Genomic DNA, 24,938 nt, shown 5'->3' on the forward strand with positions numbered 1-24,938 from the left:
GTATGTATCAAACGCTAAGTCTGATGCGTACAAAAGTACTAAAATTATGCCACAGTTTTACCGGGATATTGCTTTAAAGCTGCATCCAGACAATCCATGGCTTTGTTAAGGTCTTCTGTGTTAAGAACATAAGCCATTCTAACTTCGTTTTTTCCAGATCCTGAAGTAGAGTAAAAACCGGTCGCAGGCGCCATCATGACAGTTGCTCCTTCATGTTCAAAGCTTTCCAGTATCCACTGACAGAATTTATCGGCATCATCAATTGGGAATTTAGCAACCACATAAAATGCGCCACCAGGGTTGGGACAAAAAACACCTTCAATTGCATTTAATCTCTTTACTAAAGTGTCTCTTCTTAGCGTATACTCTTTATTTACAGTTTCAAAATAACTATCAGGTGTATCTACTGCTGCAGTGCCGGCAATTTGTTCTACCATTCCAGGGCTTAATCTTGCCTGCGCAAATTTTAATCCTGATTTAATCACTTCTTTGTTTTTGGTGATCAGACATCCTAATCTGGCACCACAAGCACTGTAACGTTTAGATACCGTATCCATTACTACTACGTTCTGGTCTAGTCCTTCAAGATGCATTGGAGAAATAAATTCCCTACCATCATAACAGAATTCGCGGTAAGCTTCATCTGAAAATAAGAATAAGTCATATTTCAGGCATAAGGCCTTCAACGCATCCAGTTCTTCTTTTGAATACAAATAGCCAGTAGGGTTATTCGGATTACATATGATGATGGCCTTTGTTTTGTCGGTGATTAATTTTTCAAACTCAGCGATGGGAGGTAAAGCAAATCCATTTTCGATATAAGAAAGGATAGGCTTTACAACTACATTACTCATGCAGGCAAAACCATTATAGTTTGCATAAAAAGGTTCAGGGATAATGATCTCATCACCTTCGTTTACGCAAGTCTGCATGGCTATAGTGATGGCTTCTGAGCCTCCAACAGTTACCAGGATGTCTTCAGGAGTGATGTTGTATCCTAATTTATTATAGTATTCTGCAAGCTTTGTTCTATAGCTTAAAGTACCTTCTGACGGGGTATAGGCCCATACATCGAAATCTATATTTTTAATAGCGTTGAGCATGCCTTCAGGAGTGGCGATGTCTGGTTGCCCTATATTTAGGTGATATACTTTTTTACCCGCTTTTTTTGCTTGATCAGCAAATGGAGTTAATTTTCTAATTGGTGAAGCGGGCATTTGTGTCCCTTTTTCTGATATCTTTGGCATGGCACAAAAATAAAAAACCTCGTTGATTAACGAGGTTTTAATTGCAAATATCTTGTGGAAATTATTTAGTGCTATTGCCCGCTACGGTCTCGCCTTTTATGTAAAGTACTTTTGTAGTAGTTTTTGCATTCGAAGTGATGGTGATGCTTTTGCTAAAAGGTAAAGCTGCGCCTGTCGGATTGTAAGTTACTTTGATGGTTCCTGTTTCACCCTTTTTTACTGGTGTCTGTGTATATTCAGGTACAGTACATCCACAAGTAGTCTCAACTTTACTCAGAATTAAAGGTTGATCTCCTATGTTGGTAAATTTAAATTCTACAGATGCAGGTTTGTTCAAAGAGATTTTTCCGAAATCATAAGTTTCCTTATCAAATTTAAATTCAGCGGGCTTAGATTGAGCATTTGCAGCGACACTTAATCCTATAAACAGTGTAAATAATACTAATAGCTTTTTCATCTTTTTAATTGAGTTTTAGAACAAATTTAATGTTTTCGTTGGTAATACAAAAAGTATTCCAACATATAAATTCCATTACACAGTTAAGTCATACTTTATATTTTGTGTATCTTTGCTACATAACTGATTTGCTTATGATGCCAAATGTGAAACTGACTACCAACCCTATTGATGCTTCAGAGTTAAGTTTTGACGACTTCAAGACGATTGTTATCAAGGACTATAAAATTGCCTTTGAAAGCCGGCAGGCAAGTTTATTAGGGCGTAAAGAAGTATTAACAGGAAAGGCCAAATTCGGTATTTTTGGTGATGGTAAAGAGGTTCCGCAGATTGCAATGGCGAAGGCATTTAAAAACGGTGACTGGAGATCAGGTTATTATCGTGATCAGACATTTGCATTTGCTACCGGTATTTGTACGCTGAAAGAATTTTTTGCACAGCTATATGCAAATCCAAGTGTTGAAGCAGACCCTGCATCAGCAGGCAGGCAAATGAACTGTCATTTTGCTACCCGTTCTATTAATGAAGATGGAAGTTGGAAAAACCTGACAGAAATTAAGAATTGTTCATCGGATATTGCACCAACAGGTGGACAAATGGCACGTTTGGTCGGACTGGCTTATGCTTCGAAATTATACAGACAAAATCCTGAACTTAGTTATTTGAAGAATTTTTCTGTCGACGGAAATGAAGTTGCTTTCGGTACTATCGGCAATGCTTCAACTTCTGAAGGTGTATTTTTTGAAGCGATCAATGCTGCCGGGGTACTTCAAATTCCTATGGCTATGTCCATTTGGGATGATGCTTACGGAATATCAGTTCCTGCAAAATATCAGACTACAAAAGAAGATATTTCGGAGATACTTAAAGGATTTCAACGTGATGAAAACGCAGCTGGATATGAAATTTATAAAGTAAGAGGCTGGGATTATCCTGCTTTATGTGAAATTTATCAACGTGCAATTGATGTTTGCAGAACTGAACATGTACCCGTATTGATTCACGTAACTGAAGTAACTCAGCCACAAGGTCACTCTACCTCGGGTTCTCATGAACGGTATAAAGATAAGGCGCGTTTGGAATGGGAACGCGAATATGACTGTATTCTTCAAATGCGTAAATGGATGATTGAATCGGCCATTGCGACAGAAGAGGAGGTTGCTGAACTTGAGGCGACAGCCAAGAAATTGGTGAGAGAAACTCAAAGGGAAGCTTGGAATGAGTTTTTGGCAACTATAAAAATTGAGAAGGATCAGGTAATCGCGATGATCAATTCGATTGCAAAAGGCAATCAATCGCTTTTAAAGATTGCAGGACAATTGGCGGGAACGCCGGATGCGCTCCGTAAGGAAGTGATTTCTGCTGCACGCAAGACCTTGCGTCTAACTTTGCAAAATCCTTCTTCTGAAAGAAGTGAATTACTGAATTGGTATGCATCTCAAAGCGCATTAAATATAGACAGGTACAATTCTAAATTGTTTACTGACGGAAAAGAGAGTCCATTTTTAGTTCGTACGGTTAACGCTGAATACAATGAAGATAGCCGAATGGTTGATGGTCGTGAACTATTAAACGCATGTTTCGATGCAAATTTTTCACGTGATGAACGCCTGGTAGCTTTTGGTGAAGACCTGGGGGCCATTGGAGACGTAAATCAGGGTTTTGCTGGTCTACAGGCCAAATACGGTGATTTAAGAATAACAGATACAGGAATTAGGGAGATGACTATTGTTGGTCAGGGGATAGGGCTTGCCTTAAGAGGATTGAGACCCATTGCGGAAATTCAATACCTCGATTACCTCTTGTATGCTTTGAATATATTAAGTGATGACCTCGCCAGTTTATCATATAGGACCAAAGCAGGGCAAAAAGCACCTGTAATCATTAGGACCAGGGGACATAGGTTAGAAGGGGTATGGCATTCAGGATCTCCAATAGGGATGATCTTAGGTTCGTTAAGGGGATTGCATATTTGCGTTCCACGTAACATGACACAGGCCGCTGGTATGTATAATACTTTATTTAGATCTGATGAGCCAGCATTGGTGATCGAATGTTTGAACGGTTATAGATTAAAAGAGAAACTTCCGGAAAATGTTGGGGCGTATACTGTTCCTTTAGGGAAAGCAGAAGTTCTTAGACAAGGTATTGATATTACAGTTGTTTCTTATGGTTCTACTTTAAGAATAGTAGAGGAGGCAGCGGAAGAACTTGCTCAATTTGGCATCTCTGTTGAGATTATTGATCCGCAAACGTTGCTTCCTTTTGATAAAGATCACTTATGTGCACAGTCATTAAGTAAAACAAATAAATTATTGGTAGTAGATGAGGATGTTCCTGGTGGAGGTGCCGCATTTATCTTGCAGCAGATATTGGAAGAGCAAAATGGCTATTATCATCTGGATGGTCAGCCGAAGACATTAACAGCTAAAGCCCATCGTCCTCCATATGGCTCTGACGGAGATTACTTCAGTAAGCCGTCGGTGGATGATGTTGTAGAAACTATATATCAGATGATGAATGAACACAATTCGTCAAAATTTCCGGCCATATTTTAGAAGGAATAACCAATTGTCATAGAAAAAGCCCGTAACCTGTTTCATAAACAGGTTACGGGCTTTTAAATTATAAAGGTAAATCTAGTCTAGTTTATTCGTCTTAGATCTTAATAATTGGTCTGCAATTACTAAGGCAGCCATCGCTTCGACAATAACGACAGCACGAGGTACAACACAAGGGTCATGCCTTCCTTTTCCTTTAATTTCAGCAGCTTCACCGGCAGCATTAATTGTTTGCTGATTGTGCATAATTGTTGCTACAGGTTTAAATGCAACTGAAAAATTAATTTCCATGCCGTTAGAGATGCCACCTTGTATACCCCCAGAGAAATTGGTCAGTGTTTTAGGTTGACCCTCATTTACCAGGAAAATATCATTGTGTTCTGATCCGCGCATTTCACTTCCGGCAAATCCGGAGCCGTATTCGAAGCCATGTACCGCATTGATACTTAACATTGCTTTGCCCAGATCTGCGTGTAGTTTGTCGAAAACAGGCTCCCCAAGTCCAACGGGACAATTCTTAATGATGCAGCTGATCTTACCACCCACGGTATCACCATCCTTGCGTATACCATCGATAAATTCAATCATTTGATGAGCCGTTGCAGGATCCGCACAGCGCACTATGTTTTCTTCCCTGGTAGTCAGTAACTCATCTATATTGTCATGTGTTAAGTTTGGTGCCTGAATGTGCCCGACTGAAGATACATGTGCAAATATTTCAATGCCATGATGTTTTAGCAATAGTTTGGCAATTGCTCCGGCTGCAACACGAGCAGCTGTTTCACGCGCTGAAGAACGTCCGCCACCACGATGATCTCTAATGCCATATTTCGCATCATAAGTATAATCAGCATGTGAAGGACGGTAAACATCTGTATTGTGATTATAATCTTTACTGCGCTGATCTTCATTTGGAATCAGCATTGCGATAGGTGTTCCTGTACTTTTACCTTCAAAAACTCCTGAAAGAATCTGTACAGTATCACTTTCCTTACGTTGTGTTGTAATTTTGGATTGCCCCGGTCTTCTCTTGTCTAACTCCGATTGTATAAAATCCAGATCTATCGGTAATTGTGCCGGACAACCGTCTAATATAACTCCGATGGCTATTCCATGGGACTCGCCAAAAGTTGTGATTCGAAATAATTGACCAAATGTATTGCCTGCCATTTTGCTGTTCTGTTAAAAATTAAATCTCTTTGACTGTAAATCCTGCTTTTTGTAAATCTTTCCAGAAATCAGGATATGATTTTTCAACTACATTCATGTCTTCCAGTTCAACCTCTTTAATCATAAGACTAAGCGGAGCGAAAGCCATGGCCATCCGGTGATCCTCATACGTTTCAAAAGTAACCTTTTCAGGGAAATGAAGTCCCTCACAATTTAAAGTATAGATTAAATTGTCTTCTTTTAAAACCACACCGATTTTTGCAAGTTCATTCTGTAAAGCCTTAACACGATCTGTTTCCTTAATTTTAAGTGTTTCCAGGCCGGTGAATGACAAGTTTTTGCCAATTGCCGCTGCACAAACAATGATAGTCTGGGCAAGGTCAGGGCAGTCTTTTAGATCTAATACCTGGTCATCGAAACTTTTCTCAGCAGAGCTAAGTACTATTCCTTTTGATGTTTTATTTGTTTGTACACCAAAAGCTTCCATGATTTTCCTGATTCTGCTATCTCCCTGCAAGCTTTTGTCTTTCAGGTAAGGCAATTCTATAATAGCTTTGTCACTTAATGCAGCAATGCTATACCAATAGGAAGCAGCACTCCAATCCGGCTCAACTGCAAGCGTTGATGCGTTGAATTGCTGCGGTTTGATGGTGATGTTATTTCCATCCCAACTGTGCTTGATTCCTGTTTCTTCTAACATATCAAGCGTCATCTTTACATATGGAAGCGAGGTAAGTTCACCTTCTATTTCTAAAGTAAGACCTTGTGTTAATGTTGGAGCAATCATTAACAGTGCTGAAATGTATTGACTGCTAATGTCACCTTTAATCTTTACGGAATCCATTTGCTGTTGCAATGGCCCTGTTATAGATATTGGTGGATAGCCATCCTGTTCCAGATAAGAAAGTGATGCGCCTATACTTTTCAATGCTTCAGCAAGAATACCAATGGGACGCTGTTTCATTCTTTCTGTTCCTGTTAATATAAAATTTCCGGGAAGAGTTGAAAGATAAGCTGTTAAAAAACGCATAGCAGTGCCCGCAGGTCCCACATCAACAGTTTGTTGATGTGGATCATTCTGCGAAATATTATTTAGTATGCGATTTAAGGTTACCGTATCAGCAGCATTAGACATGTTGTCAATGTCCACCAGGCCTTTACTTAAGGAACTAATGATCAATGCCCTGTTACATTCACTTTTAGAACCTGTGAGTGTAATCTCTGTATTGATATGTTTGTTTCCGTTAAAAGAAACAACCGCATGTTTACTCATTGTTAAGATTTAACTTCTGTATGTGCTTCTGCTGCGATTCCTTGTTCTGCTTTACCAGCATTCATGATTTCAGTTTGCTTGCGGATTGACTCACCGTGAACAAGCTCAAGGAATTTTTCAGTGAAATTGAGGTCTAATTTCAATGCTTTTGCAAATGATATTCCTTTTTTGATGATGGCATCCCAACGATTTACTTGTAAGATAGTTACCTGATTGTCGCGTTTAAATTCACCAATTTTTCCAACGATAGCCATACGCTCACCTAATTTTTGCAATAGCAAATCATCGATTTTGTCAATCTGCTTACGTAATTCAGCTAATTGATCAGTAAATGCTTCGTTTTTAGATTCAGGCTCACGTACAGTTAGACGATCTGCAAGCTCAGCTAAAGCTGCGGGCGTTACTTGTTGCTTCGCGTCTGTCCATGCAACGGAAGGGTCTACGTGCGACTCAATCATTAATCCCTGCATGTCTAAGTCTAATGCTTTTTGAGAGATGTAAGGAATCAGTTCCCTATTACCGCAAATGTGACTTGGGTCGTTAATGATTGGCAATTCAGGACATAGTGTTTTCAACTGGATGGCAAGCTCCCACATAGGTTCATTGCGGAACGAACTCTTTTCGAAAGAAGAGAAACCTCTATGGATTGCACCCAATTTAGTAATACCCGCACGGTTGATACGTTCAAGAGCACCAGCCCAAAGCTGAAGGTCAGGATTAACCGGGTTTTTAACTAAAACAGGAATGTCTACACCCTGTAATGCATCAGCAATTTCCTGAACTGTAAAAGGGTTTACTGTAGAACGCGCACCAATCCACAAGATATCTACCCCTGCGGCTAAAGCTTCTTCAACGTGTTTGGCATTAGCAACCTCAACTGCAGTTGGTAATCCTGTTTCTGCTTTAGCTCTTTTTAACCATTCTAAACCAATACTTCCGATACCTTCGAATTCTCCCGGACGGGTACGTGGCTTCCAGATTCCTGCTCTTAATACAGATACTTTTCCTGTTGCAGCTAATAGATGAGCTGTAGTTAGTAATTGTTCTTCAGTTTCTGCGCTGCAAGGTCCTGAAATGATTAGGGGCTCGTTGTTGATGTTAAGCCAGGTGTTTAATGGCTGAATGTTTAATTGTAATTTCATTGTTTTTGGGGTTTGATATTGTGTTATATTTTAAATTCTTATTTGTTTTCTGATGTTATACTTTGTCGTTCTTTTGGTATTCACCCATAATGTTGAAGTTTACGGTGTACTTAAGTGCCTGACGTATTGCTTTGTCATATTTCTCCATGTCCTTCCATTCCATGTCTACATAGAAATAATATTCATTTCTTCTTCCCAAAACTGGCATACTCTGTATTTTAGTTAGGTTTACCTGTTGCTCGGCAAAAATATTCAGCACCTTAGATAATGCACCTACATGGTTTCCAACCTGAAAACAGATGGAGGCCTTGTTGATTTCAGTTAATTCCTCTGTCTTATCACTTTTAAGAATTAGGAAACGAGTATAATTCTTTTTGTTGGATTCTATTCTTCTTTCAATGATATTCAATCCGTATAATTCTGCAGCAAGAGAATTAGCGATAGCTACAGTGTCGGTAAGTTGTTCATCTCTGATCTTTTTAGCACATGCGGCTGTATCGCTACCTTCAATTACCTGAATATTTGGATAGTCATAAAAAAAATCAACGCACTGACGCAAAGCAATAGGGTGGGAGGTTGCAAATTTAATATCTTCAAATTTTACTCCCGGTAAAGCCATAAGATTAAGCTGTATTGCAAGGTAAACCTCTCCTACAACAGCGAAATTGTATTCTCTGATCAATGTATAGTTTGGCAAAAGGCTACCTGCAATTGAATTTTCAATGGCCATAATTACAAAATCAGCATTTCCTTTTTCCAGGCTTTCGCATGTCTGTTTAAAAGAGTTACATTCAATGGTTTGAATATCTCTTCCGAAAAATTTGAAGGCTGCCTCTTCGTGAAAAGATGCTTTAATACCCTGGATTGCTACTCTTGTTCCTTTTTTCATTTGCTGTTTTTGCATTTTGCTTTAAACGAAAAAAGTCCCGGTTTTTGACCGGGACTTTTCGTATACATTTATCTTGTTTGATTATATTGCATATTAGTCCCGGCTCTTACTAAAGTAGTAAAAGTAACCAAACCAATATGTAGTGATGTTGTTCAAAATTTCTTTTTTTATTTTTCCAAATGTAGCAACAAAATTTAATTTGTCAATAGTTAATTTAAAAAAATTATTTATTGTTTGTAACGAGCTTAAAATCTCATACAGAATTTAACCTTATGAAGGTGATTTTGCCAAGGTATTATAGTAGTTTAAACTTGCTAGAATATCCCCTTCAGCTACTCTACAGTTAAACGCACAGGAGCCGATGCTATTCAAAAGGGAAAACATAATCTCTCCGTTTTCATTCTTTTTATCGCTTTGCATAAATTCTAACAATTGACTAAAGCTTTCCTTTTTAATTTGATATGATGGGTAAGTTTCAAGGATATAATTGCTGATATCCTCTAATTCATCACCAGTTAGTGTATTATTGCTAACGGACAAGAATCCTTCACAAACCATTCCTATTGCTATGGCTTCTCCGTGTGTAAGTGGGCTTTTGTCATTAATTAAGGAGTAGGTTTCTACGGCATGACCTATAGTATGGCCGAAATTTAAAATCTTTCTTAATCCCTTTTCATGCGGATCCTCAGTTACTACGTCATTTTTTATATTAACAGAAGTGTAAATGGCTTGTGCTTCGATCTCTTTGTGATTTCCTTTTTTTAACTCTTCGTAATAACTTTTATCGGCGATAAGGCCGTGTTTGATCATTTCTGCAAATCCTGACAACATTTCTCTTTCAGGCAATGTTTTTAAGAATTTAGTTTCGATAAATACTGACTTCGGAAGGGTAAAAGTACCAACCATATTTTTTACATTATCGATATCTATTCCTGTTTTTCCGCCAACGGAAGCATCTACCTGAGATAGTAGTGTAGTAGGGATATTGATAAAGTCGATTCCTCTTTTATAAGTGGAAGCTACGAATCCACCAAGATCTGTAACTACACCGCCACCAAGATTGATCATCAAACATTTTCTGTCAGCCCCAAAATCAAGTAATGTTTTCCAGATGCCAATGCAGAAATCTATATTTTTATTTTCCTCACCCGGATCAGTTTCAATCAGGTCGAAACCTGTAAAATCATCGAGCATCTCTTGAAATACGGGTAAACAGAATTGAGAAGTATTTCCATCTGCAAAGACAAATATTTTGCTGTATTTGCCAGATTCCAGTATTTCAGTAAGCGGATTCAGTTGAGTTTCGAAATGTATGGTGTGTCCAGCACTATCAAGTTTGTTCATTAAATTACATTTATTTTCTGACCCATAAAATCAATTACATCTCCCACACGTACTTTTAGACGCTTACGGTAGTCTACTTTTCCATTGTATTTCACCAAACCATCTTCAACAACAGTTTGTGCCTCTCCTCCGCTTTGTACCAGTGCAGTTGCCTTTAGCAGCTGAATAAGGGGAATAAATTCGCCTTCTAATTTGAATTTTATCATTGTATGGCAAACTTAAGAAAAATGCTTTTACAATTTATTGAATATAAAATGCATTTATTTATAAAGTGTTATACCACTGATAGCAATGGAATTTATATTTTTGCGGACGATTTTATTAATAGAAATTTTTAAATGGAACTATCCCCCAAAAAAACACTGAACTTTGACAATACAGAAGTTGCTTTTCGCAACAAGTCTAATGGTGAATTAAATGCTGCGTATTGGCTTTTTAAGATTATCAGCAGTAATTTCCTCACTAAAGTAGGTCCCCCGATCACGAATTTCTTTATGAATATTGGAATGCCGATTAAGGGAATTATTAAAGCTACCATTTTTAAACATTTCTGTGGAGGAGAAACAATAGCAGAGTGTGAGCATACTATTGCTCAACTAAATTCGGGGCAGGTAGGTACTATTTTAGATTATTCAGTAGAGGGAGAGGAAGAAGAAGAAGTTTTTGACTTTACGTGTGAAGAAATTATCAGAACTATAGAACGTGCCGCGGGAGATAATCGTATTCCAATTACAGTATTTAAAGTTACAGGAATTGGGAGGTTTGGTTTGCTGGAAAAACTGGATGCAAAACAGGAACTGAATGCAGCTGAAACTGCTGAGTTTGAAAAAGTGAAACAGCGTTGTGAAAAAATCTGCAGAGCAGCTTTTGATAAAAATGTTCCGGTAATGGTAGATGCCGAAGAGACCTGGATTCAGGATACGATTGACCTATTGGCCTTAGATATGATGCGTTTATTTAATAAAGAAAGTATCATAGTTTACAATACTTATCAAATGTATCGTCATGATAAGCTAGCGGATCTTAAAGCAGATCACCTGATCGCAAAAGCAGAGGGCTTTATATTGGGAGTTAAGATGGTTCGTGGTGCATATATGGAGAAGGAACGTAAACGTGCAGAAGAAATGGGATATCCATCACCTATACAACCAACCAAAGAAGCTTCCGATAAGGATTATGATGAATCACTGAGATATTCTATGGCTAATATCAATGATATTGCTATTGTGTGCGGTACACATAATGAACAGAGCAGCAGATTACTTGCGCAACTGCTGGATGAATACAACATTGATCATAATCACCCTCATGTATATTTTGCACAATTATTGGGAATGAGTGACAACCTTAGTTTTAATCTTTCTGATGCCGGATACAATGTAGCTAAGTACGTGCCTTACGGGCCTGTTAAAGCAGTTATGCCGTACCTATTCAGAAGAGCGCAGGAGAATACTTCTATTGCCGGACAAACGAGCAGAGAGCTTGGTTTGATTATGAAAGAAAAGAAACGCAGAAAGCTATAAACTTTAGCGACAACAAAAGAGGCGATCTGAAAGGGTCGCCTCTTTTGCTAATTGTTATCTATTTTTATCGGTTTTAAATGGCTGATTACCTGTTAGCAAATCCCAGAACAAAATAAAGTCGCTGGCCAGGCTGTAGGCCGGATACCTGAAGGTAGCAGGCTTGTTTTTCTCAAAAAAGAAATGCCCCACCCAGGCAAAGCTATATCCTGTTAGTGGTGCGATCAGTAGAAAACGCCATTCATGGAACAGTATTGCAGCAAAGAGCGCCAATACAACCAACCCAGTGCCTATAAAATGGAGTACCCTGCTGATCAGATTTTGGTGTTCTGTTAGGTAGAAAGGATAAAACTCTGCCAATGATTTAAATCTTTTGTCAGTCATGTCATTATAGAATTTTATGATCAATTAGAAATTGTTCAAGTTCTATTGGATGTCTGTCCATCAAGAGTGTATGCAGGCCAGCTTGTTTGGCACCAACCAAATGTTGCGGACTGTCATCTATAAATAGTGTTTCTTCGGGGTTCAAGTTATTTTCTTTGATGACCTGCTCAAAGATTTCTACATGTGGTTTTCGAAGAAACATTTGCTGCGAATAATATGTCTTTTCGAAGAGGTGATTATTGTCAGATACGTTAAACTCTCTTTTAAGGTAATCAACAATCCAGTTGTAATGAATCTCATTATTGTTACTCAACAGAAAAGTGCGGTACTTTTTCCCTGCTTTTATAAGCGTATCATGAACCTTAGCGGAGGGGACACCTATCAATAAACTATTCCAGGCATCATCAATTTGCCGATCTGTAAGTGTATTATTTTCTGCTGCATTACGTATTCCATCCCTGAATTGAGCTGGTGTGATTGCCGCGGTCTCAAAATTGTTGAAAATGTCGTTGTGGCTTTTATGTGTAAAAAACTCATTAATGTTAGATATACCTAATTGTATCAGAGCATTTTGTGCCTTGTTGAAGTCAATTTCGAATATCACATTGCCATAATCAAAAATAATATTTTTTATTTTTTGTGCTAAAACTGTTTCCATAATTCATTACAAATATGTAACATTGCACTCGCAAAATCTAATAAGATTTTCAGGGGCCATTAGCTCAGTTGGTTAGAGTAGAAGACTCATAATCTTTTGGTCGATGGTTCGAGCCCATCATGGCCCACTAAATAAAAAGCCGTTTCTATCTAATAGAGCCGGCTTTTTTGTTTTTATCATTTTTAATTACTAATCTTAATTCAGATCTTTTGGTGTTAGCGCGTTAACATAACAGGCTTGTTTGATTAAGCTACTGAATATTTAGATATAAGCTATATTTGACATTGCAACTATAAGTAACCTAACAATAGAGGGGATCAGAGATTAGGAATTATCCCGACGCCCTCCCGAGATTTAATCAGGAGGCAGAGGTTGAGACTTGTAGTACAGACTTCTTACATTAGAAAATGTTTCTTCAAGACCTCTTCAAGTTCTTTTGGGAATAGTGGTTTTTTTAGCAATTTAATAACGTAAGGATTTGCTTCTGCCTTTTTTATGTCTCCAAAATCCAGTGTTGATGAGAGTATCGCAATCAGACATTTATCCTTGATTGACTTTGGAAATTTTTTATAAATCTCTAAAAAATCGAACCCATCCATTTCTGGCATTTGTATATCTAAAAGAATGAAATCTGGCAATTCAGCTTCATTGTCTACATGCTGATTGAGGTAAGACAAGCCTTCTTCTCCGGATCTACATAGAATAATGTCATCAAATAATTTCGATATAGTGATGATTTTTGAGTTGATTTTCAGATCAACTTCATTGTCATCTATCAGCATTACTTTTCTGGGTTTATTTAACATTGGGGATTATTATTTTAAAAGTTGTACCGTCGATTGTATTTGAGCTCACAGAGATCTTACCGCTAATTTTATTCAAGGCTTCTTTGACTATGAATAGTCCCAGTCCACTGCCGTGGTTGGTTTTACTCTTGAAAAACTGGGTAAATATTTTTTCCAGATGCTCATTTAAAATACCCATTCCATTATCACTAATGGTAATCTCCGCGATATCTTTTGTAACTTCAATATGGATTTCTACCTTTTTATTCTTTTCTTCTTTTTTCTGGTATTTTATCGCATTAGAAATCAGGTTGCCTAAAATTACTTCTATTCTAAAAGCATCACCATAAAAAGGAATATCTTGGATAATATCAACAGTGAAATGGGTTTCTTTATCCGAATACGAATAGAGTTCAATCAACTCATTGATGATAGTTTTAAAATCTACAGGAGATTTTTCATGAACGAGTTTGTTGTTTTTATAATATTGAAGTGTTTTTTGGATGTAGTAATCTAATTTATTTGAGCAGGTCTCTATCATGCCCCAATATTCGCCACTTGAGTGAAAAAGATTCTCCATTTTAACAACATTCACTATGCCCATCGCAGAAACAAGAGGGGCACGTAATTCATGAGAAATGCTATATATAAAACGGTTTAATTCATCATTCGTTTTTTCAAGCTCAGCAATTTTTTCTCTTAGGTCAATTTTTGCTTTGTATGCATCATATGCATTTTTTATAGAGTTATGCAACTCCAGATCATTCCACGGTTTTGTGATGTATCTGTATATATCACCGTGATTAATCGCGTCTGCCAAGGCTTCTATATCTGTGTAACCCGTTAATAAAATCCTTACAGGATCAGGGAAGGTATTTACGATGCTCTTGAAAAATTCAACCCCTGTAGTCTGCGGCATTTTCTGATCTGCTATAATTACATGCACGATTACATTCTCGAGTATTTTTAAGCCCTCAGCAGCAGAAATAGCAGTATAAATTTCATATTGCCTTCTAAAACCGGCCTTAAAAGCATTTAGATTGTTTTCTTCATCATCAATGTACAAAACTCGAATGGTAGACGAATTCATAGCAGAATGTTAGTTTAGTTTACAGGCAAGGTAATAATAAATTCTGTACCTTGATTTAATTTTGTTACAACATCTATATTGCCATGATGGTTCTCTATTATTCTAAATACAATAGATAAGCCTAGCCCTGTTCCTTCACCCACATCTTTAGTCGTAAAGAACGGTTCAAATATCTTTTGTTTAACTTCATCAGGCATTCCTGTACCTGAATCTCTTATACTGATTTTTACATCAGTGCCCTCTTGCCAGGTTTTTATATAAAGATATTCCTCTTCATCAGGATTTGTTTTCGACTTTATCGCCTGTATCGCATTCGTGATCAGGTTCATAAATACCTGGTTTATTTTGCCCGGCATACATTCTACTTCAGGTACAGACTGGTAATCTTTTACGATTTTAAGATTAGAAGGGAAGGTACTCCTTATCAATACCAATGTTGAGTCCAGGCCTTCAGCAATGGCGACTGGCTTAGTGTCATTTTCATCCAATCTACTAAAGTTTTTCAAGCTTCTGATAATTTCAGCGGTTCTTTTTGCTCCCTCACCAATTCCGGCAAGCAAGGATTTGATCTCGTCTCTTACAAAATCAATATCAATACGTTTTTTGAATGATTCGATATTGCTGATCTGTTTTTGAATGTCATCGTTGAGATCTAATTTTTCGTACATATGAATGACCTCGTTAAGGTCATTGATGTCCAGCTCCAACGGCTTAATGTTAGAGGTCACAAAGTTAATAGGGTTGTTGATCTCATGTGCTATACCTGCTGTGAGCTGACCAAGTCCGGCCATTTTTTCCTGATCTACCAATTGGGATTGTGCAGATTTTAAATTATTAAGTGTTACACTTAAAGTAGAATTTGCATCTTGTAATTCCAGTGTTCTTTCGTTAACCCGTTGTTCCAGGACAATGTTTTGCTCTCTTATGAGTTCCTCATTTTCCATCGATATTTTGAGGGCTTGTTTCTGATATTGCTCATTCTCAGCCTTAAAGAAATTGATCCGGTCGGCCAAAGCAAATGAAAGTAATAATACTTCCAGAACTGAGGCAAACTGTGCCGCATAAGTTGTAAATAACGAATAACCAATGACCTCGTAATCTTTTAAAATAAAGATCATCATTCCAATAAACAGAAATGTCCACGATACCAGGTAATATCCAGCTGGCTTAAAATGTACTTTAAAATAAGTATTAAAAGCAGCTATAAAAGCAATGATGGAACTGGCAACTATAGAAATTTGCATGCCTATAAATGACAAATTTCTTGATCCAAAGAAAAGAAGAATAGTATTGACAGTTGTAAAAAGTAAAATGATATTAAAAAGTGTGTTATTCTTTGGAGAATTCTTTTTAGTATTCAGAAAAGATTTCGTGAACATAATTGAGGCTATAAGCCCCAGATTAGAAAACAACACCACCGATATCTCATTAAATATGGGTAGTTCAACGGGGAAATACTTAGTGAAATAACCCTGTAAGGTAGTTTGGGTAATCCAGGTGAACAGGATGCAAAAGATGTAATTCAGATAACTGGTGTCTTTTATACTGAAATATAAGAAAAGGTTATAGGCAAACATGATCAGCATAATGCCTGTATAGATGCCGAAAAAAACATCCCTTATGGAGAAAATATTCGATATTTTTTGAGTGCTACCTATGAAAATCGGAGTCATCACTACTTCCTCAGTACTTAATTTGATATATATAGAAGCATTTGAATTGTCATATGCCTCTGGTATTTTGAAAGTATTAAGATTGCCTATTTGGGACGAAGAAGTAATAATGCCATAATTGGTATACTTTGTCTGACTAATTATCTTTCTATCACTTACAAAAAATACCTCCGCTTCCCTTATCCTGCTCTGATCTATTAATAATTCTGTATACTTTTTAGTATCGGTACCCTGAGGCAGAATGGCTCTTATCCATACGCCATGTTTATAATTTCCAAGGTTAATTAATCCCGAGCCTAGTTTTTTAAATTCATTAGTCTTATCAATTACCTGATTTACGGAAACCAGGTCATTATTTGGGATATAGATTTCTGAGTTGTGTAGAATGTTGATCAATGAATCACCAGGTTTTTCTACCTGGGCATTGGCAATAAAAGGCATTATAAATGCCAGTATCAGCAAATATAATCTCACTAAATTTTTATTCATTCCAGTGTGATGTCAATAAATATATCTATAAAACCATCATTAGTTTTGTTCGGAATCTGAAAAGATTGTCTGGGATTTTTTCTAAAAGAATGTACATGATTTCTCACTTCTTCTACTGCAGTAGGCAGTGTCTCCAACTCGTCTGTAAGTACAGCTGTTGCTGTTAGATCCTCCTTAGGGTAATAAAATCTGCCGTTGATGCCAATTTCGGTAATTACCCTGAAGCCTCCTCTTACCGCATTTCTGTACGTGGCTGGCGCAGTAAGGCCAAATAAAGTCGTGAGCCCTATCGAACTGGATACCGCCAGGCCAACCTGGCTTAAGAAATAACTTCCAATTCCCAGTCCGGCGATTTCCCAGGAGTTCCATACACCGCACATTTCGCCGGTTCCTGCTGCCATTCGGTCATTTACCATATCGTGTATACGCGTATCCATAAATCCTACAGCATCTTCTATCGGAAGGGGAGTAACCCCATCTGCCTGATGGATTCTTGACCCTGCCATGGCCTTCCCATTTTCCTCTATAGTTACAAGGATGACATGTACGTTCGGATTGTGCATCCAGTCTACCTTAGCTGAAGAAATCTGGGTTATACCAAAAATTTCCAATACATGCCTGTGCCCCTCAATGAATTTCATGCATGATTCAGGATCATCTATCGCCCTAAAAGCTTTAAAGTAAAGTTTGTCAATATGTGGTTTCTGCTGTTCCAAAAGATAATGTCTTGTTTAAGGGTCTTCTAATCGTTTTTACTGGAGATGATTCTGCTTTAAATAATCGGAATAAAAATACTTCGGCAATATCATTAGATATTTTGAATATTCCTCTGAAAGTTCCGTGCATTTGAGAAATTTTTGCTTTTATTTCGTCAGATAGATCAGAACTTTGCTCAAAGTTGTTTTTGTAAAAGAATATAAGAGGCACGTTCATCGGATGTATCTGGTATCCCAGGTCAGCTGCCTTCAGCCAAAGTTTTTCTACAGCGATACCGCCTTTCAGGTAGCTCAAAGGAGAAACTTGGGGTATAGTTATCAGGCCAATTGCAGATGAATTTAAAAACTGCTTAAGTGCCAGCTTTTTGAATGCTGATCCACCGTTTATACTTTTTAGAAAAGAGATGGCTTTTTTATCCTTCATTAACCTAAGTCCAATCTGATCATTATTTGTTAAGTCCAGCGAATGAATACTGATTCCATCTGCTGTGTCATTGGTTTCTTCGATAGTCCATCTCATTTCCTTTTCAATGAAATCGGAGTGTGCATCGGGAATGAACATTCTCAAAAGATCTGCGTCGCCCGCAATTTCCCCCAGCGTTTTTAACGCATCATTGTCGGTAATCCAGGATAGCGAAACATCGGTATTTTCAGATGCAATTGTTTCAAGTAGCTTTAACTCATTGACATCCAAATCATGTTTGATGCCGGATTTGCGGTTGGTATGCCTGCTCTCAATTTGAGCTGCGAGCTGATTTTCAAATAAAGTTGCGACGTTACCTTTGCTGAATTTAAATAAAGCAACATGATCAGGTAATAGCTCGGGCGTTAGTTTCCATTCAACCTTAAGCTCATTTACCGAAGCTGCAAGCAATAAGTTTTCAATTGCAGCACCCAGCGAGATATAAGATGAAATATAATCAGGATCTAAATAAGCGCCAGACACCGGTTTGTTTAAGAACAGGTGAAGGGTTTTGTTGCCATAATGCCATAACCAAGGTTGGTTATTTCCTCCGGATGGCGCTTTATTTGCCGCTGTGATTAACAGATTGAGTAAGTCCTCAGTCAACTCTTCTCCTGTTGAATCGTCAGATAAGTGGGTTTTAATGTAAGTAGCGAAATCTGGTGTTTTCTGCACCTCGATTTCTTTATCGCCACTCTCATTCTCCGCATCAAAGATCAGCTCATCCATATCAATCCAAAATCTACCGGATACCTTTAGTTGGCCCAACAGTATCTTTCTTGAAATATCTGCAGATATTCCACCTCCATAAGTTACCGCACTCGCCAGTTGTGGCCATGTAGATATGGAGCTCATGATCTCAATAGCAGAAGCTTTCATCCTTGGAGATAAAGTTTCCACTCCGGTTACCGGAGCAATATATGGGATTTTTTCATCCATGGTTTTTAGCGATTTAAAAACCTGCATGTCCATATCTTTCACAAAACCATGTAATACCGGCCTGTCCGGCTCCAGATCAAAACGTTCAATGTCAATGGTACACCTGTCGCTGCCTTCCATTAATACTGGGATACCAAGCGATTTTGCTTTTTCCCTGCTGCTGATTTTAATGTCAAAACTGTCACATTCGTCGATCAGGAGGTCAAGTTTACCACCAGCCGTTAAGAATGTATCAATATTTTCTTCTGTAATGCCTTCATGAAAACAGGTTACTTTAAGATAAGGATCTATTTCAGCAATTTCCCTGGCTACGATTACTGTCTTTTTAAGGTCTATATTTTGAATACCAGAGCGGATGCGATTCAGATTAGTCAGATCCAGTACATCAAAATCTGCAATTCGCAATTCTCCGCAACCCCGTTCAATAGCAATTGTTAATGACACAGACTGGCCGACTGATAGCCCCATGACTCCAATCTTTTTTTTGGATAGATGATCCTGTTCCTCTTGTGTGATTTTATGTTTATTCCTATTGGTGCGCACCAATACATATTCTTCCTCATCCAATATATGTACTACTTTCTCCATCCATGGGTAATAAGCCCATACGCCATACTTTGTAATGTCTGCGCCGTCTAAATGATTTACTATCGTTTCCTTAATTAAGTTTTCGTTAAAAATGGTTGAAGGGCTTAATCCTTTTACTAAATCAGTTAATTGATTTTGGATGGTATCGAAAACTTGAATATATGGTTTTTCCTTGAGCAGAGAAATAAATTTAACTTCTTCCTCAACGTTGCTTATTCTGTAAAAAACAGGCGTGTAGCTATTCCTATACAACTCATTTTTTAAAGTAAACTCTTTTATAAACTTATTTATATCTTTATTTAAATACATTGTTTTTGAAAAAGTATAACGTTTTACCTTTAAGGTATATTGAATTTAGCCCTATTCTAAATTTCTAATAAAATTATGGTTTTCGGGGCTATAATGAAAATGTATCTTTAACTTTTATTTTACTATAAAATTTCTAAAGTTTATTAGTGGCTGAATATGAGTGATATTTAAAAAATAATGACTCATATAATTATTCCGTTAAATAATTTTTTCAGCGTAAATAGTTCTTTAGAACTTAGAAAAGCAATATATTTAACAAAAAATCTAAAAAGCATGAGTTCAGATGTAATGATTAACGTTTTGTATGTAGATGATGAGGTTCATAACCTGAACTCTTTTAAGGCTGGATTCAGAAGGCTTTTTAATATTTTCGTTGCCGAGTCTGCTGCTGAAGGAAGAAAGATTCTTGAATCGCAGGATATTCAGGTCATTATTACTGATCAGAGAATGCCGGTAATGACGGGTATTGAGTTTCTGGAATCCATCATCCCTGATTTTCCTGATCCGATAAGAATTCTTTTGACCGGTTACGCAGATATCAATGCAGTTATCGATGCCATTAACAAAGGACAGGTTTATAAATATATTCAAAAACCCTGGATGGATGAGGATCTAAGGATCAACATTGAAAAGGCATACGAGATCTATGCACTTAGAAAAGAAAACAGAGAGCTTACTGAACAATTATTACTAGCTAATAAGCAATTAGAGTTTTTATTACGTCAAAATCTGTTATCTTAGATATTCTAAAAGGGAATATCTAAGATTATGAACAGGTGGAGTGTAATTATATGGGCATTATTGTTTTTCCCATTTATTCGTGCGAACGCTCAAAACATATCTAATGAGGGAACAGACTTCTGGGCTGTATTTCCTACACATGATCCCTCCGCCGGTTCATCGCTGGCCAATATCCGCATTTGGATTACGTCGAAAACTGGTTCTACAGTCACTGTGAGCTGCGGAGGATATTCAGAAAAAAAGGATATTCCTGCAAACAATCCTGTAGAATTTAATGTCACAAGAGATCAGTCCTACATCGATTATAATGAAAGAAATAGTAATCTGTCAGGCAGGGCTATACATATTAAAGTTGATGAAGGGGACAAGGTAGCGGTATATGCACATATATTTGCTGGTTTTCGTTCGGCCGCTTCTCTTATCCTTCCTGTTGAATCGCTGGGGCAAAAGTATTATTCTATGAATTATACCCAGGATGTCAGAGGCGGAAATATCGCGCAGAATTTTTTAGTCATTGTTGCTGCTCAGCCCAATACCCAGATTTTGGTCAAAGAAAAAACCGGTGCAATACGTAGTATTAATCTGGCAAATCAAGGTGATGTGTATGAGTATATGCCAGGAGACAATTCTGATATTACCGGGGCTTCCGTGTACATCGATCCGTCGTCGCCCGACAACTGTAACAAACGAATCGCTGTTTTTTCCGGTAGTACATCGATATCCATTGGATGTAACACCTCAAGAGATCCTTTATTTCAGCAACTTTATCCGACCATCAGCTGGGGGAAGGAGTATGGTGTTGTGCCGTTTATGAATAGAAAATATATACTCCGAATCCTTGCGCAAGAGAACAATACCAATGTTCAGTTTAATGGGCAATCTCTGACGTTGATGGAGGGAGAGCATTTTGAGAGCCAGCAATTGACCGAACCGGTTTTCATTTCTGCAGACAAACAGATCAGTGTCGCCCAGTATTCGCTCACACAAAACTGTTCAGCAGCAAATGGGGGTGGATTGCCTGGCGATCCGGAAATGGTAATGCTCAATCCTGTAGAATTTAATGTCAAAGCTGTAACCTTGTTTTCTTCTACCGACCAAGCCATTGCAAACAGATACATAAACGTAAGCATAAAAACGTCTGCAGTTCATTCTTTTATGATCAACGGCGTAGCTCCGGTAGGCTGGAGAGTAATTCCTGACCGACCTGATTATTCTTGTATACAGGTCGAAATATCAGACAAAGTCTCATATCTGACGGCCAATCAGGGCTTTAATGCTGTTGCTTATGGTTTTGGGCAGACAGAATCTTACGCCTATTCGGCTGGTACCAATCTCGCGGCCAGCAACTATCTGCTGGTTCATAACCGCGCAACCAATATAGATGCTCCGAACGCTTGTATTGACCAACCGTCTGACTTCAAAATCACGCTGCCGTATAAGGCGCTAAAAATCACCTGGAAACTGGACGATGAAGGTTCTGTAGACTACACTCCTGAGCCTGAAATCAGCAACGGATCGACCGGCACGCTCTACACGTATACTTATGTTAGGGAAATTAGCTTTTCGCAGCTTGAAACTCACCGCATGCAGGTTAAGGCACAGATGCCTAACCTAGATAACTGTCTGGGAGCAGAAATTGAATACAATTTTAACTTTGATGTGTATCCTATTCCTAAATCAGCTTTTTTAGTTGATTCAGAAGTATGCCCCGATACTGAAATCCAGTTTACCGACGAGAGCTTGTCAAACTTACCTGATAAGCCCATAAACAAGTGGTTGTGGGACTTTGGCGATGGTAATATTTCCAGAGAGCAGCATCCTAAGCATATCTTCTCTTCTTCGGGTATTTTTGAAGTGAAGCTTTCCGCCGGACTAGATGAGGGGTGTATGTCTGATCCTGAAACCTTTAGTGTGAGTGTTCGTCCTAAGATTAATGCTGCAATCAATGCCCCGGTAAAAGGGTGTATCAATAATGAGATCACTTTCGCAGATGCTTCTAGCTCGGCAGCAGGACCAATGGTATCTTGGCTGTGGGATTTTGGTGATGGGAACACCTCTACAGCGCAACATCCAAAACATACCTTTGTCCAGACAGGCCCATTTTCTGTTACCCTGATTACTAAGACTGCAAATGGATGCCAAAGTCTGCCTGTTAAGCTAGATATCATCATTTACGACCTGCCAATTGTTAAATTTTCTCTGCCAAAAGTATGCGTAGGGGATGATGTAGCATTTTTCGAAAACAACACAACTAATGAAGATCAGACCATAACAGGCTTAACCTATTCCTGGAATTTTGGTGATGCATTTGCTACAGCGGTTAACAATACTTCTTTCCAAAGAGATGGTCGTCACAAATATAGTCGTGCAGGCAATTATATCGTTAGCCTCACAGTTACCAATGCCAATGGCTGTTCCTATACGCAGAATCAGTCTTTTACCGTAAATGGTTCTCAGATCATTCCTGTTTTTGAGGTACTCAATAAAGACAAACTTTGCAGTGGTAGCAAGATTACCGTGAAAAATTCATCAACTATTGATGAAGGACGGATCATTAAATTGGTCTGGTATATTGATGATGTGGAAAAACTGGTAGTCGATGATCCAGATCTTGTAGGTACTTATTTACTGGATGCACCGGTAGCCACCGATGCCAAGGACAAACTTATTAATATTAAATTAATTGCCTTTTCAGGACTTAAATGTCAGGAACCACTTGTCCAACAAGTAATAGTGCATGCTACGCCAGCCCTGGTGTTCGATCCTGTAGATCCAGTATGTCTGAATGCAGGTATATTTAGACTTACCAATGCCAGGGAAACTCTGGGTTTAGCAGGTCATCCCGTTTACTCGGGCGCCGGGATCATCAATGCTGACGGTGATTTTAATCCTGTAATCGCTGGTGTGGGCACTCATACCTTAACTGCCCGGTTTTTAACAGCAACAGGCTGCGAAGAGATTAGTACGCAGACCATAACCGTAAATCCCATCCCTGATCTGATCATAGACAGGGATATCTATATCCTTGCAGGTGGCGAGAAGAAAGTAAATGCTACGGCTACGGGTATTGGCCTGACTTATAAATGGAGCCCGGCAACGGGTTTAAGTAGTGATGATGTACTAGAACCTGTAATGTCAGGAGATGTGGACAGAGTGTACACTTTAACTATAAGTTCGTCACAAAGCTGCGTGATATCTGAAAGGATAACGCTGCATGTATTGCAATTAATACAAGCACCAAATGCATTTTCTCCGAATGGAGATGGTATAAATGATACCTGGGTGCTGAAATATATTGATACGTATCCAGGTGCTACAATAGATGTATTTAATCGTTACGGGGAAAAAGTTTTTCATAGTGTAGGGTACAGTAACCCTTTCGACGGAAATTTTAAAAATGAGGCGTTGCCGGTCGGAACTTATTATTATATTATTAACCCAAGAAACGGAAGGAAAAATGTTACCGGATCTTTAACTTTGATCAGATAGATGAAACGCTCCATATACTTTTTACCATTTATGCTATTTGCTTTGGCGGCTGGTGCGCAACAGCGACCTCAGTATACCCAATACATTTTTAATAATTATTTACTCAACCCTGCACTAAGCGGAATAGAAAATTATACAGACGTGAAGCTTGGCTACCGTAAGCAGTGGACTGGAATCGAAAATGCTCCTCAAACGTCATTTCTCTCGGCACAGTGGAAATTGGGCGGTGATTACTTATGGAAAAATGCACTTTCATTACCAGAGAATGGTGATGATCCGATGAGTAGGAATTACATGCAGAATTACACCGCTTCACCCTCTCACCATGGAATGGGTGTTATCGCTGTATTAGATGATGTTGGGCCGTTATCCCGACTGGATGCGAGTGTAACTTATGCTTATCATTTACAGATGAGCGGTACTCTTAACTTTTCGGTAGGTGTTGCCGCTGGATTGAGCAGGATTGGGCTGGATGTAAACCAGCTTGATTTTGATGTGAAAAACGATCCTTCGGTTCAGAACGCAATCATTAGCCAGGTAAAACCAGATCTTGGATTAGGTGTGTGGCTTTATGGCGCGCGTTTTTTTGCAGGAGCCTCTGTGCAGCAGGTGCTGCCGCAGAAGCTGAAGTTTACGAGCGATCCCAAATACAATACTGGTAGAGATGTACCTCATTTCTTTGCCACAGCTGGATATAAACTCTTTATCGATGACGAGATCAGTGCAACACCTTCAGTCATGTTTAAAAAAGTAACCCCCGCACCAATATCTATTGATGCCAATGTAAAAATTGCATTTAAAGACAGGCTGTGGATAGGAGGTAGCTACCGTAAAAATGATTCCTTCTCCGCAATGGCTGGCGTAAATATCAGTAAGCTGATTAACCTTACCTATTCCTATGATTTCGTTACCTCCGAATTGAATACAGTAAGTAATGGAAGTCATGAAATTGTATTAGGTGTCCAGCTCAATAATATTTACGAAGTATTAAGTACCACCAAAATGTGGTAA

20 protein-coding genes and 1 tRNA gene are annotated in these 24,938 nt (G+C 38.3%); 6 read left to right on the forward strand and 15 right to left on the reverse strand.

Annotation, left to right across the window (positions count from 1 at the left end; genetic code table 11):
• Positions 1 to 44: 44 nt before the first annotated feature.
• Together FA047_RS02580 and FA047_RS02585 are read right to left on the reverse strand one after the other, a co-directional pair.
• Positions 45 to 1,247 (reverse strand): pyridoxal phosphate-dependent aminotransferase, encoded by a 1,203-nt coding sequence (locus tag FA047_RS02580; RefSeq protein WP_136834417.1) that lies wholly within the window; start codon positions 1,245 to 1,247, stop codon positions 45 to 47.
• Positions 1,248 to 1,308: 61 nt separating this feature from the next.
• Entirely contained in the window at positions 1,309 to 1,704 is a 396-nt protein-coding gene (locus FA047_RS02585) for a DUF1573 domain-containing protein (RefSeq protein ID WP_136834418.1), read from the reverse strand.
• Positions 1,705 to 1,838: 134 nt separating this feature from the next.
• Between FA047_RS02585 and FA047_RS02590 the strand changes: the two genes are divergently transcribed.
• Positions 1,839 to 4,262, forward strand: coding sequence for an alpha-ketoacid dehydrogenase subunit alpha/beta (locus tag FA047_RS02590; protein WP_136834419.1), 2,424 nt, complete (start codon positions 1,839 to 1,841; stop codon positions 4,260 to 4,262).
• A gap of 81 nt (positions 4,263 to 4,343) precedes the next feature.
• Here the strand turns inward: FA047_RS02590 and aroC are convergent, their stop codons facing one another.
• From aroC to FA047_RS02620, 6 genes are all read right to left on the reverse strand, one after another.
• A complete protein-coding gene (gene aroC, locus FA047_RS02595; protein WP_136834420.1) occupies positions 4,344 to 5,435 on the reverse strand; it encodes a chorismate synthase in 1,092 nt (363 codons plus the stop codon).
• Between the two features lie 19 nt (positions 5,436 to 5,454).
• Positions 5,455 to 6,708 carry a 3-phosphoshikimate 1-carboxyvinyltransferase gene (aroA, locus tag FA047_RS02600; RefSeq protein ID WP_136834421.1) on the reverse strand — a complete coding sequence of 418 codons (1,254 nt, stop codon included), beginning with the start codon at positions 6,706 to 6,708 and terminating at the stop codon, positions 5,455 to 5,457.
• Positions 6,709 to 6,710: 2 nt separating this feature from the next.
• A complete protein-coding gene (locus FA047_RS02605) occupies positions 6,711 to 7,850 on the reverse strand; it encodes a chorismate mutase (protein ID WP_136834422.1) in 1,140 nt (379 codons plus the stop codon).
• A gap of 55 nt (positions 7,851 to 7,905) precedes the next feature.
• Positions 7,906 to 8,739 carry a prephenate dehydratase gene (locus FA047_RS02610; RefSeq protein WP_136834423.1) on the reverse strand — a complete coding sequence of 278 codons (834 nt, stop codon included), beginning with the start codon at positions 8,737 to 8,739 and terminating at the stop codon, positions 7,906 to 7,908.
• Between the two features lie 270 nt (positions 8,740 to 9,009).
• Positions 9,010 to 10,083: a 3-dehydroquinate synthase gene (gene aroB / locus FA047_RS02615; protein ID WP_136834424.1), complete on the reverse strand. Its 1,074-nt coding sequence runs from the start codon at positions 10,081 to 10,083 to the stop codon at positions 9,010 to 9,012.
• Entirely contained in the window at positions 10,083 to 10,289 is a 207-nt protein-coding gene (locus FA047_RS02620; RefSeq protein ID WP_136834425.1) for an RNA-binding S4 domain-containing protein, read from the reverse strand. The genes aroB and FA047_RS02620 overlap by 1 nt, the downstream gene beginning before the upstream one ends.
• Positions 10,290 to 10,421: 132 nt before the next feature.
• Between FA047_RS02620 and FA047_RS02625 the strand changes: the two genes are divergently transcribed.
• Positions 10,422 to 11,606, forward strand: coding sequence for a proline dehydrogenase family protein (locus FA047_RS02625; RefSeq protein WP_136834426.1), 1,185 nt, complete (start codon positions 10,422 to 10,424; stop codon positions 11,604 to 11,606).
• A 54-nt stretch (positions 11,607 to 11,660) separates the two neighbouring features.
• Here FA047_RS02625 and FA047_RS02630 read toward each other — a convergent pair whose 3' ends face one another.
• Both FA047_RS02630 and FA047_RS02635 read right to left on the reverse strand, forming a co-directional pair.
• Positions 11,661 to 11,987, reverse strand: a complete 327-nt coding sequence (locus FA047_RS02630) for a DUF962 domain-containing protein (RefSeq protein WP_136834427.1) — start codon at positions 11,985 to 11,987, stop codon at positions 11,661 to 11,663.
• A gap of 4 nt (positions 11,988 to 11,991) precedes the next feature.
• Entirely contained in the window at positions 11,992 to 12,645 is a 654-nt protein-coding gene (locus tag FA047_RS02635; protein ID WP_136834428.1) for an HAD family hydrolase, read from the reverse strand.
• A 53-nt stretch (positions 12,646 to 12,698) separates the two neighbouring features.
• Between FA047_RS02635 and FA047_RS02640 the strand changes: the two genes are divergently transcribed.
• Positions 12,699 to 12,772: transfer RNA gene (locus FA047_RS02640), tRNA-Ile, on the forward strand.
• Between the two features lie 268 nt (positions 12,773 to 13,040).
• Here the strand turns inward: FA047_RS02640 and FA047_RS02645 are convergent.
• From FA047_RS02645 to FA047_RS02665, 5 genes are read right to left on the reverse strand one after another with little or no spacing between them, the layout of a single operon-like run.
• Positions 13,041 to 13,451 carry a response regulator gene (locus tag FA047_RS02645; protein ID WP_136834429.1) on the reverse strand — a complete coding sequence of 137 codons (411 nt, stop codon included), beginning with the start codon at positions 13,449 to 13,451 and terminating at the stop codon, positions 13,041 to 13,043.
• Entirely contained in the window at positions 13,441 to 14,520 is a 1,080-nt protein-coding gene (locus FA047_RS02650; protein WP_136834430.1) for a hybrid sensor histidine kinase/response regulator, read from the reverse strand. Before FA047_RS02650 ends, FA047_RS02645 begins: the two co-directional genes overlap by 11 nt.
• Positions 14,521 to 14,534: 14 nt before the next feature.
• Positions 14,535 to 16,682: a 7TM diverse intracellular signaling domain-containing protein gene (locus FA047_RS02655; RefSeq protein WP_136834431.1), complete on the reverse strand. Its 2,148-nt coding sequence runs from the start codon at positions 16,680 to 16,682 to the stop codon at positions 14,535 to 14,537.
• Positions 16,679 to 17,398, reverse strand: a complete 720-nt coding sequence (locus tag FA047_RS02660) for a hypothetical protein (protein WP_136834432.1) — start codon at positions 17,396 to 17,398, stop codon at positions 16,679 to 16,681. Before FA047_RS02660 ends, FA047_RS02655 begins: the two co-directional genes overlap by 4 nt.
• Positions 17,373 to 19,697, reverse strand: coding sequence for an Rv1355c family protein (locus FA047_RS02665; protein ID WP_136834433.1), 2,325 nt, complete (start codon positions 19,695 to 19,697; stop codon positions 17,373 to 17,375). Before FA047_RS02665 ends, FA047_RS02660 begins: the two co-directional genes overlap by 26 nt.
• A 273-nt stretch (positions 19,698 to 19,970) precedes the next feature.
• Between FA047_RS02665 and FA047_RS02670 the strand changes: the two genes are divergently transcribed.
• The 3 genes from FA047_RS02670 to FA047_RS02680 are packed head-to-tail and all read left to right on the forward strand — an operon-like array spanning position 19,971 to position 24,938.
• Positions 19,971 to 20,438, forward strand: coding sequence for a response regulator (locus tag FA047_RS02670; protein WP_136834434.1), 468 nt, complete (start codon positions 19,971 to 19,973; stop codon positions 20,436 to 20,438).
• Between the two features lie 27 nt (positions 20,439 to 20,465).
• Positions 20,466 to 23,927, forward strand: a complete 3,462-nt coding sequence (locus tag FA047_RS02675) for a PKD domain-containing protein (RefSeq protein WP_136834435.1) — start codon at positions 20,466 to 20,468, stop codon at positions 23,925 to 23,927.
• Positions 23,928 to 24,938 carry a PorP/SprF family type IX secretion system membrane protein gene (locus tag FA047_RS02680; protein WP_136834436.1) on the forward strand — a complete coding sequence of 337 codons (1,011 nt, stop codon included), beginning with the start codon at positions 23,928 to 23,930 and terminating at the stop codon, positions 24,936 to 24,938.

Source organism: Pedobacter frigoris (assembly GCF_005116445.1).
GTDB classification, from domain to species: domain Bacteria; phylum Bacteroidota; class Bacteroidia; order Sphingobacteriales; family Sphingobacteriaceae; genus Pedobacter; species Pedobacter frigoris.

Excerpts from the sequence above, each read along its gene's own strand:
- FA047_RS02580 (WP_136834417.1), bottom strand. The coding sequence starts at position 1,247 with ATGCCAAAGATATCAGAAAAAGGGACACAAATGCCCGCTTCACCAATT.
- FA047_RS02585 (WP_136834418.1), bottom strand. The coding sequence starts at position 1,704 with ATGAAAAAGCTATTAGTATTATTTACACTGTTTATAGGATTAAGTGTC.
- FA047_RS02590 (WP_136834419.1), top strand. The coding sequence starts at position 1,839 with ATGATGCCAAATGTGAAACTGACTACCAACCCTATTGATGCTTCAGAG.
- aroC (WP_136834420.1), bottom strand. The coding sequence starts at position 5,435 with ATGGCAGGCAATACATTTGGTCAATTATTTCGAATCACAACTTTTGGC.
- aroA (WP_136834421.1), bottom strand. The coding sequence starts at position 6,708 with ATGAGTAAACATGCGGTTGTTTCTTTTAACGGAAACAAACATATCAAT.
- FA047_RS02605 (WP_136834422.1), bottom strand. The coding sequence starts at position 7,850 with ATGAAATTACAATTAAACATTCAGCCATTAAACACCTGGCTTAACATC.
- FA047_RS02610 (WP_136834423.1), bottom strand. The coding sequence starts at position 8,739 with ATGAAAAAAGGAACAAGAGTAGCAATCCAGGGTATTAAAGCATCTTTT.
- aroB (WP_136834424.1), bottom strand. The coding sequence starts at position 10,083 with ATGAACAAACTTGATAGTGCTGGACACACCATACATTTCGAAACTCAA.
- FA047_RS02620 (WP_136834425.1), bottom strand. The coding sequence starts at position 10,289 with ATGATAAAATTCAAATTAGAAGGCGAATTTATTCCCCTTATTCAGCTG.
- FA047_RS02625 (WP_136834426.1), top strand. The coding sequence starts at position 10,422 with ATGGAACTATCCCCCAAAAAAACACTGAACTTTGACAATACAGAAGTT.
- FA047_RS02630 (WP_136834427.1), bottom strand. The coding sequence starts at position 11,987 with ATGACTGACAAAAGATTTAAATCATTGGCAGAGTTTTATCCTTTCTAC.
- FA047_RS02635 (WP_136834428.1), bottom strand. The coding sequence starts at position 12,645 with ATGGAAACAGTTTTAGCACAAAAAATAAAAAATATTATTTTTGATTAT.
- FA047_RS02645 (WP_136834429.1), bottom strand. The coding sequence starts at position 13,451 with ATGTTAAATAAACCCAGAAAAGTAATGCTGATAGATGACAATGAAGTT.
- FA047_RS02650 (WP_136834430.1), bottom strand. The coding sequence starts at position 14,520 with ATGAATTCGTCTACCATTCGAGTTTTGTACATTGATGATGAAGAAAAC.
- FA047_RS02655 (WP_136834431.1), bottom strand. The coding sequence starts at position 16,682 with ATGAATAAAAATTTAGTGAGATTATATTTGCTGATACTGGCATTTATA.
- FA047_RS02665 (WP_136834433.1), bottom strand. The coding sequence starts at position 19,697 with ATGTATTTAAATAAAGATATAAATAAGTTTATAAAAGAGTTTACTTTA.
- FA047_RS02670 (WP_136834434.1), top strand. The coding sequence starts at position 19,971 with ATGAGTTCAGATGTAATGATTAACGTTTTGTATGTAGATGATGAGGTT.
- FA047_RS02675 (WP_136834435.1), top strand. The coding sequence starts at position 20,466 with ATGAACAGGTGGAGTGTAATTATATGGGCATTATTGTTTTTCCCATTT.
- FA047_RS02680 (WP_136834436.1), top strand. The coding sequence starts at position 23,928 with ATGAAACGCTCCATATACTTTTTACCATTTATGCTATTTGCTTTGGCG.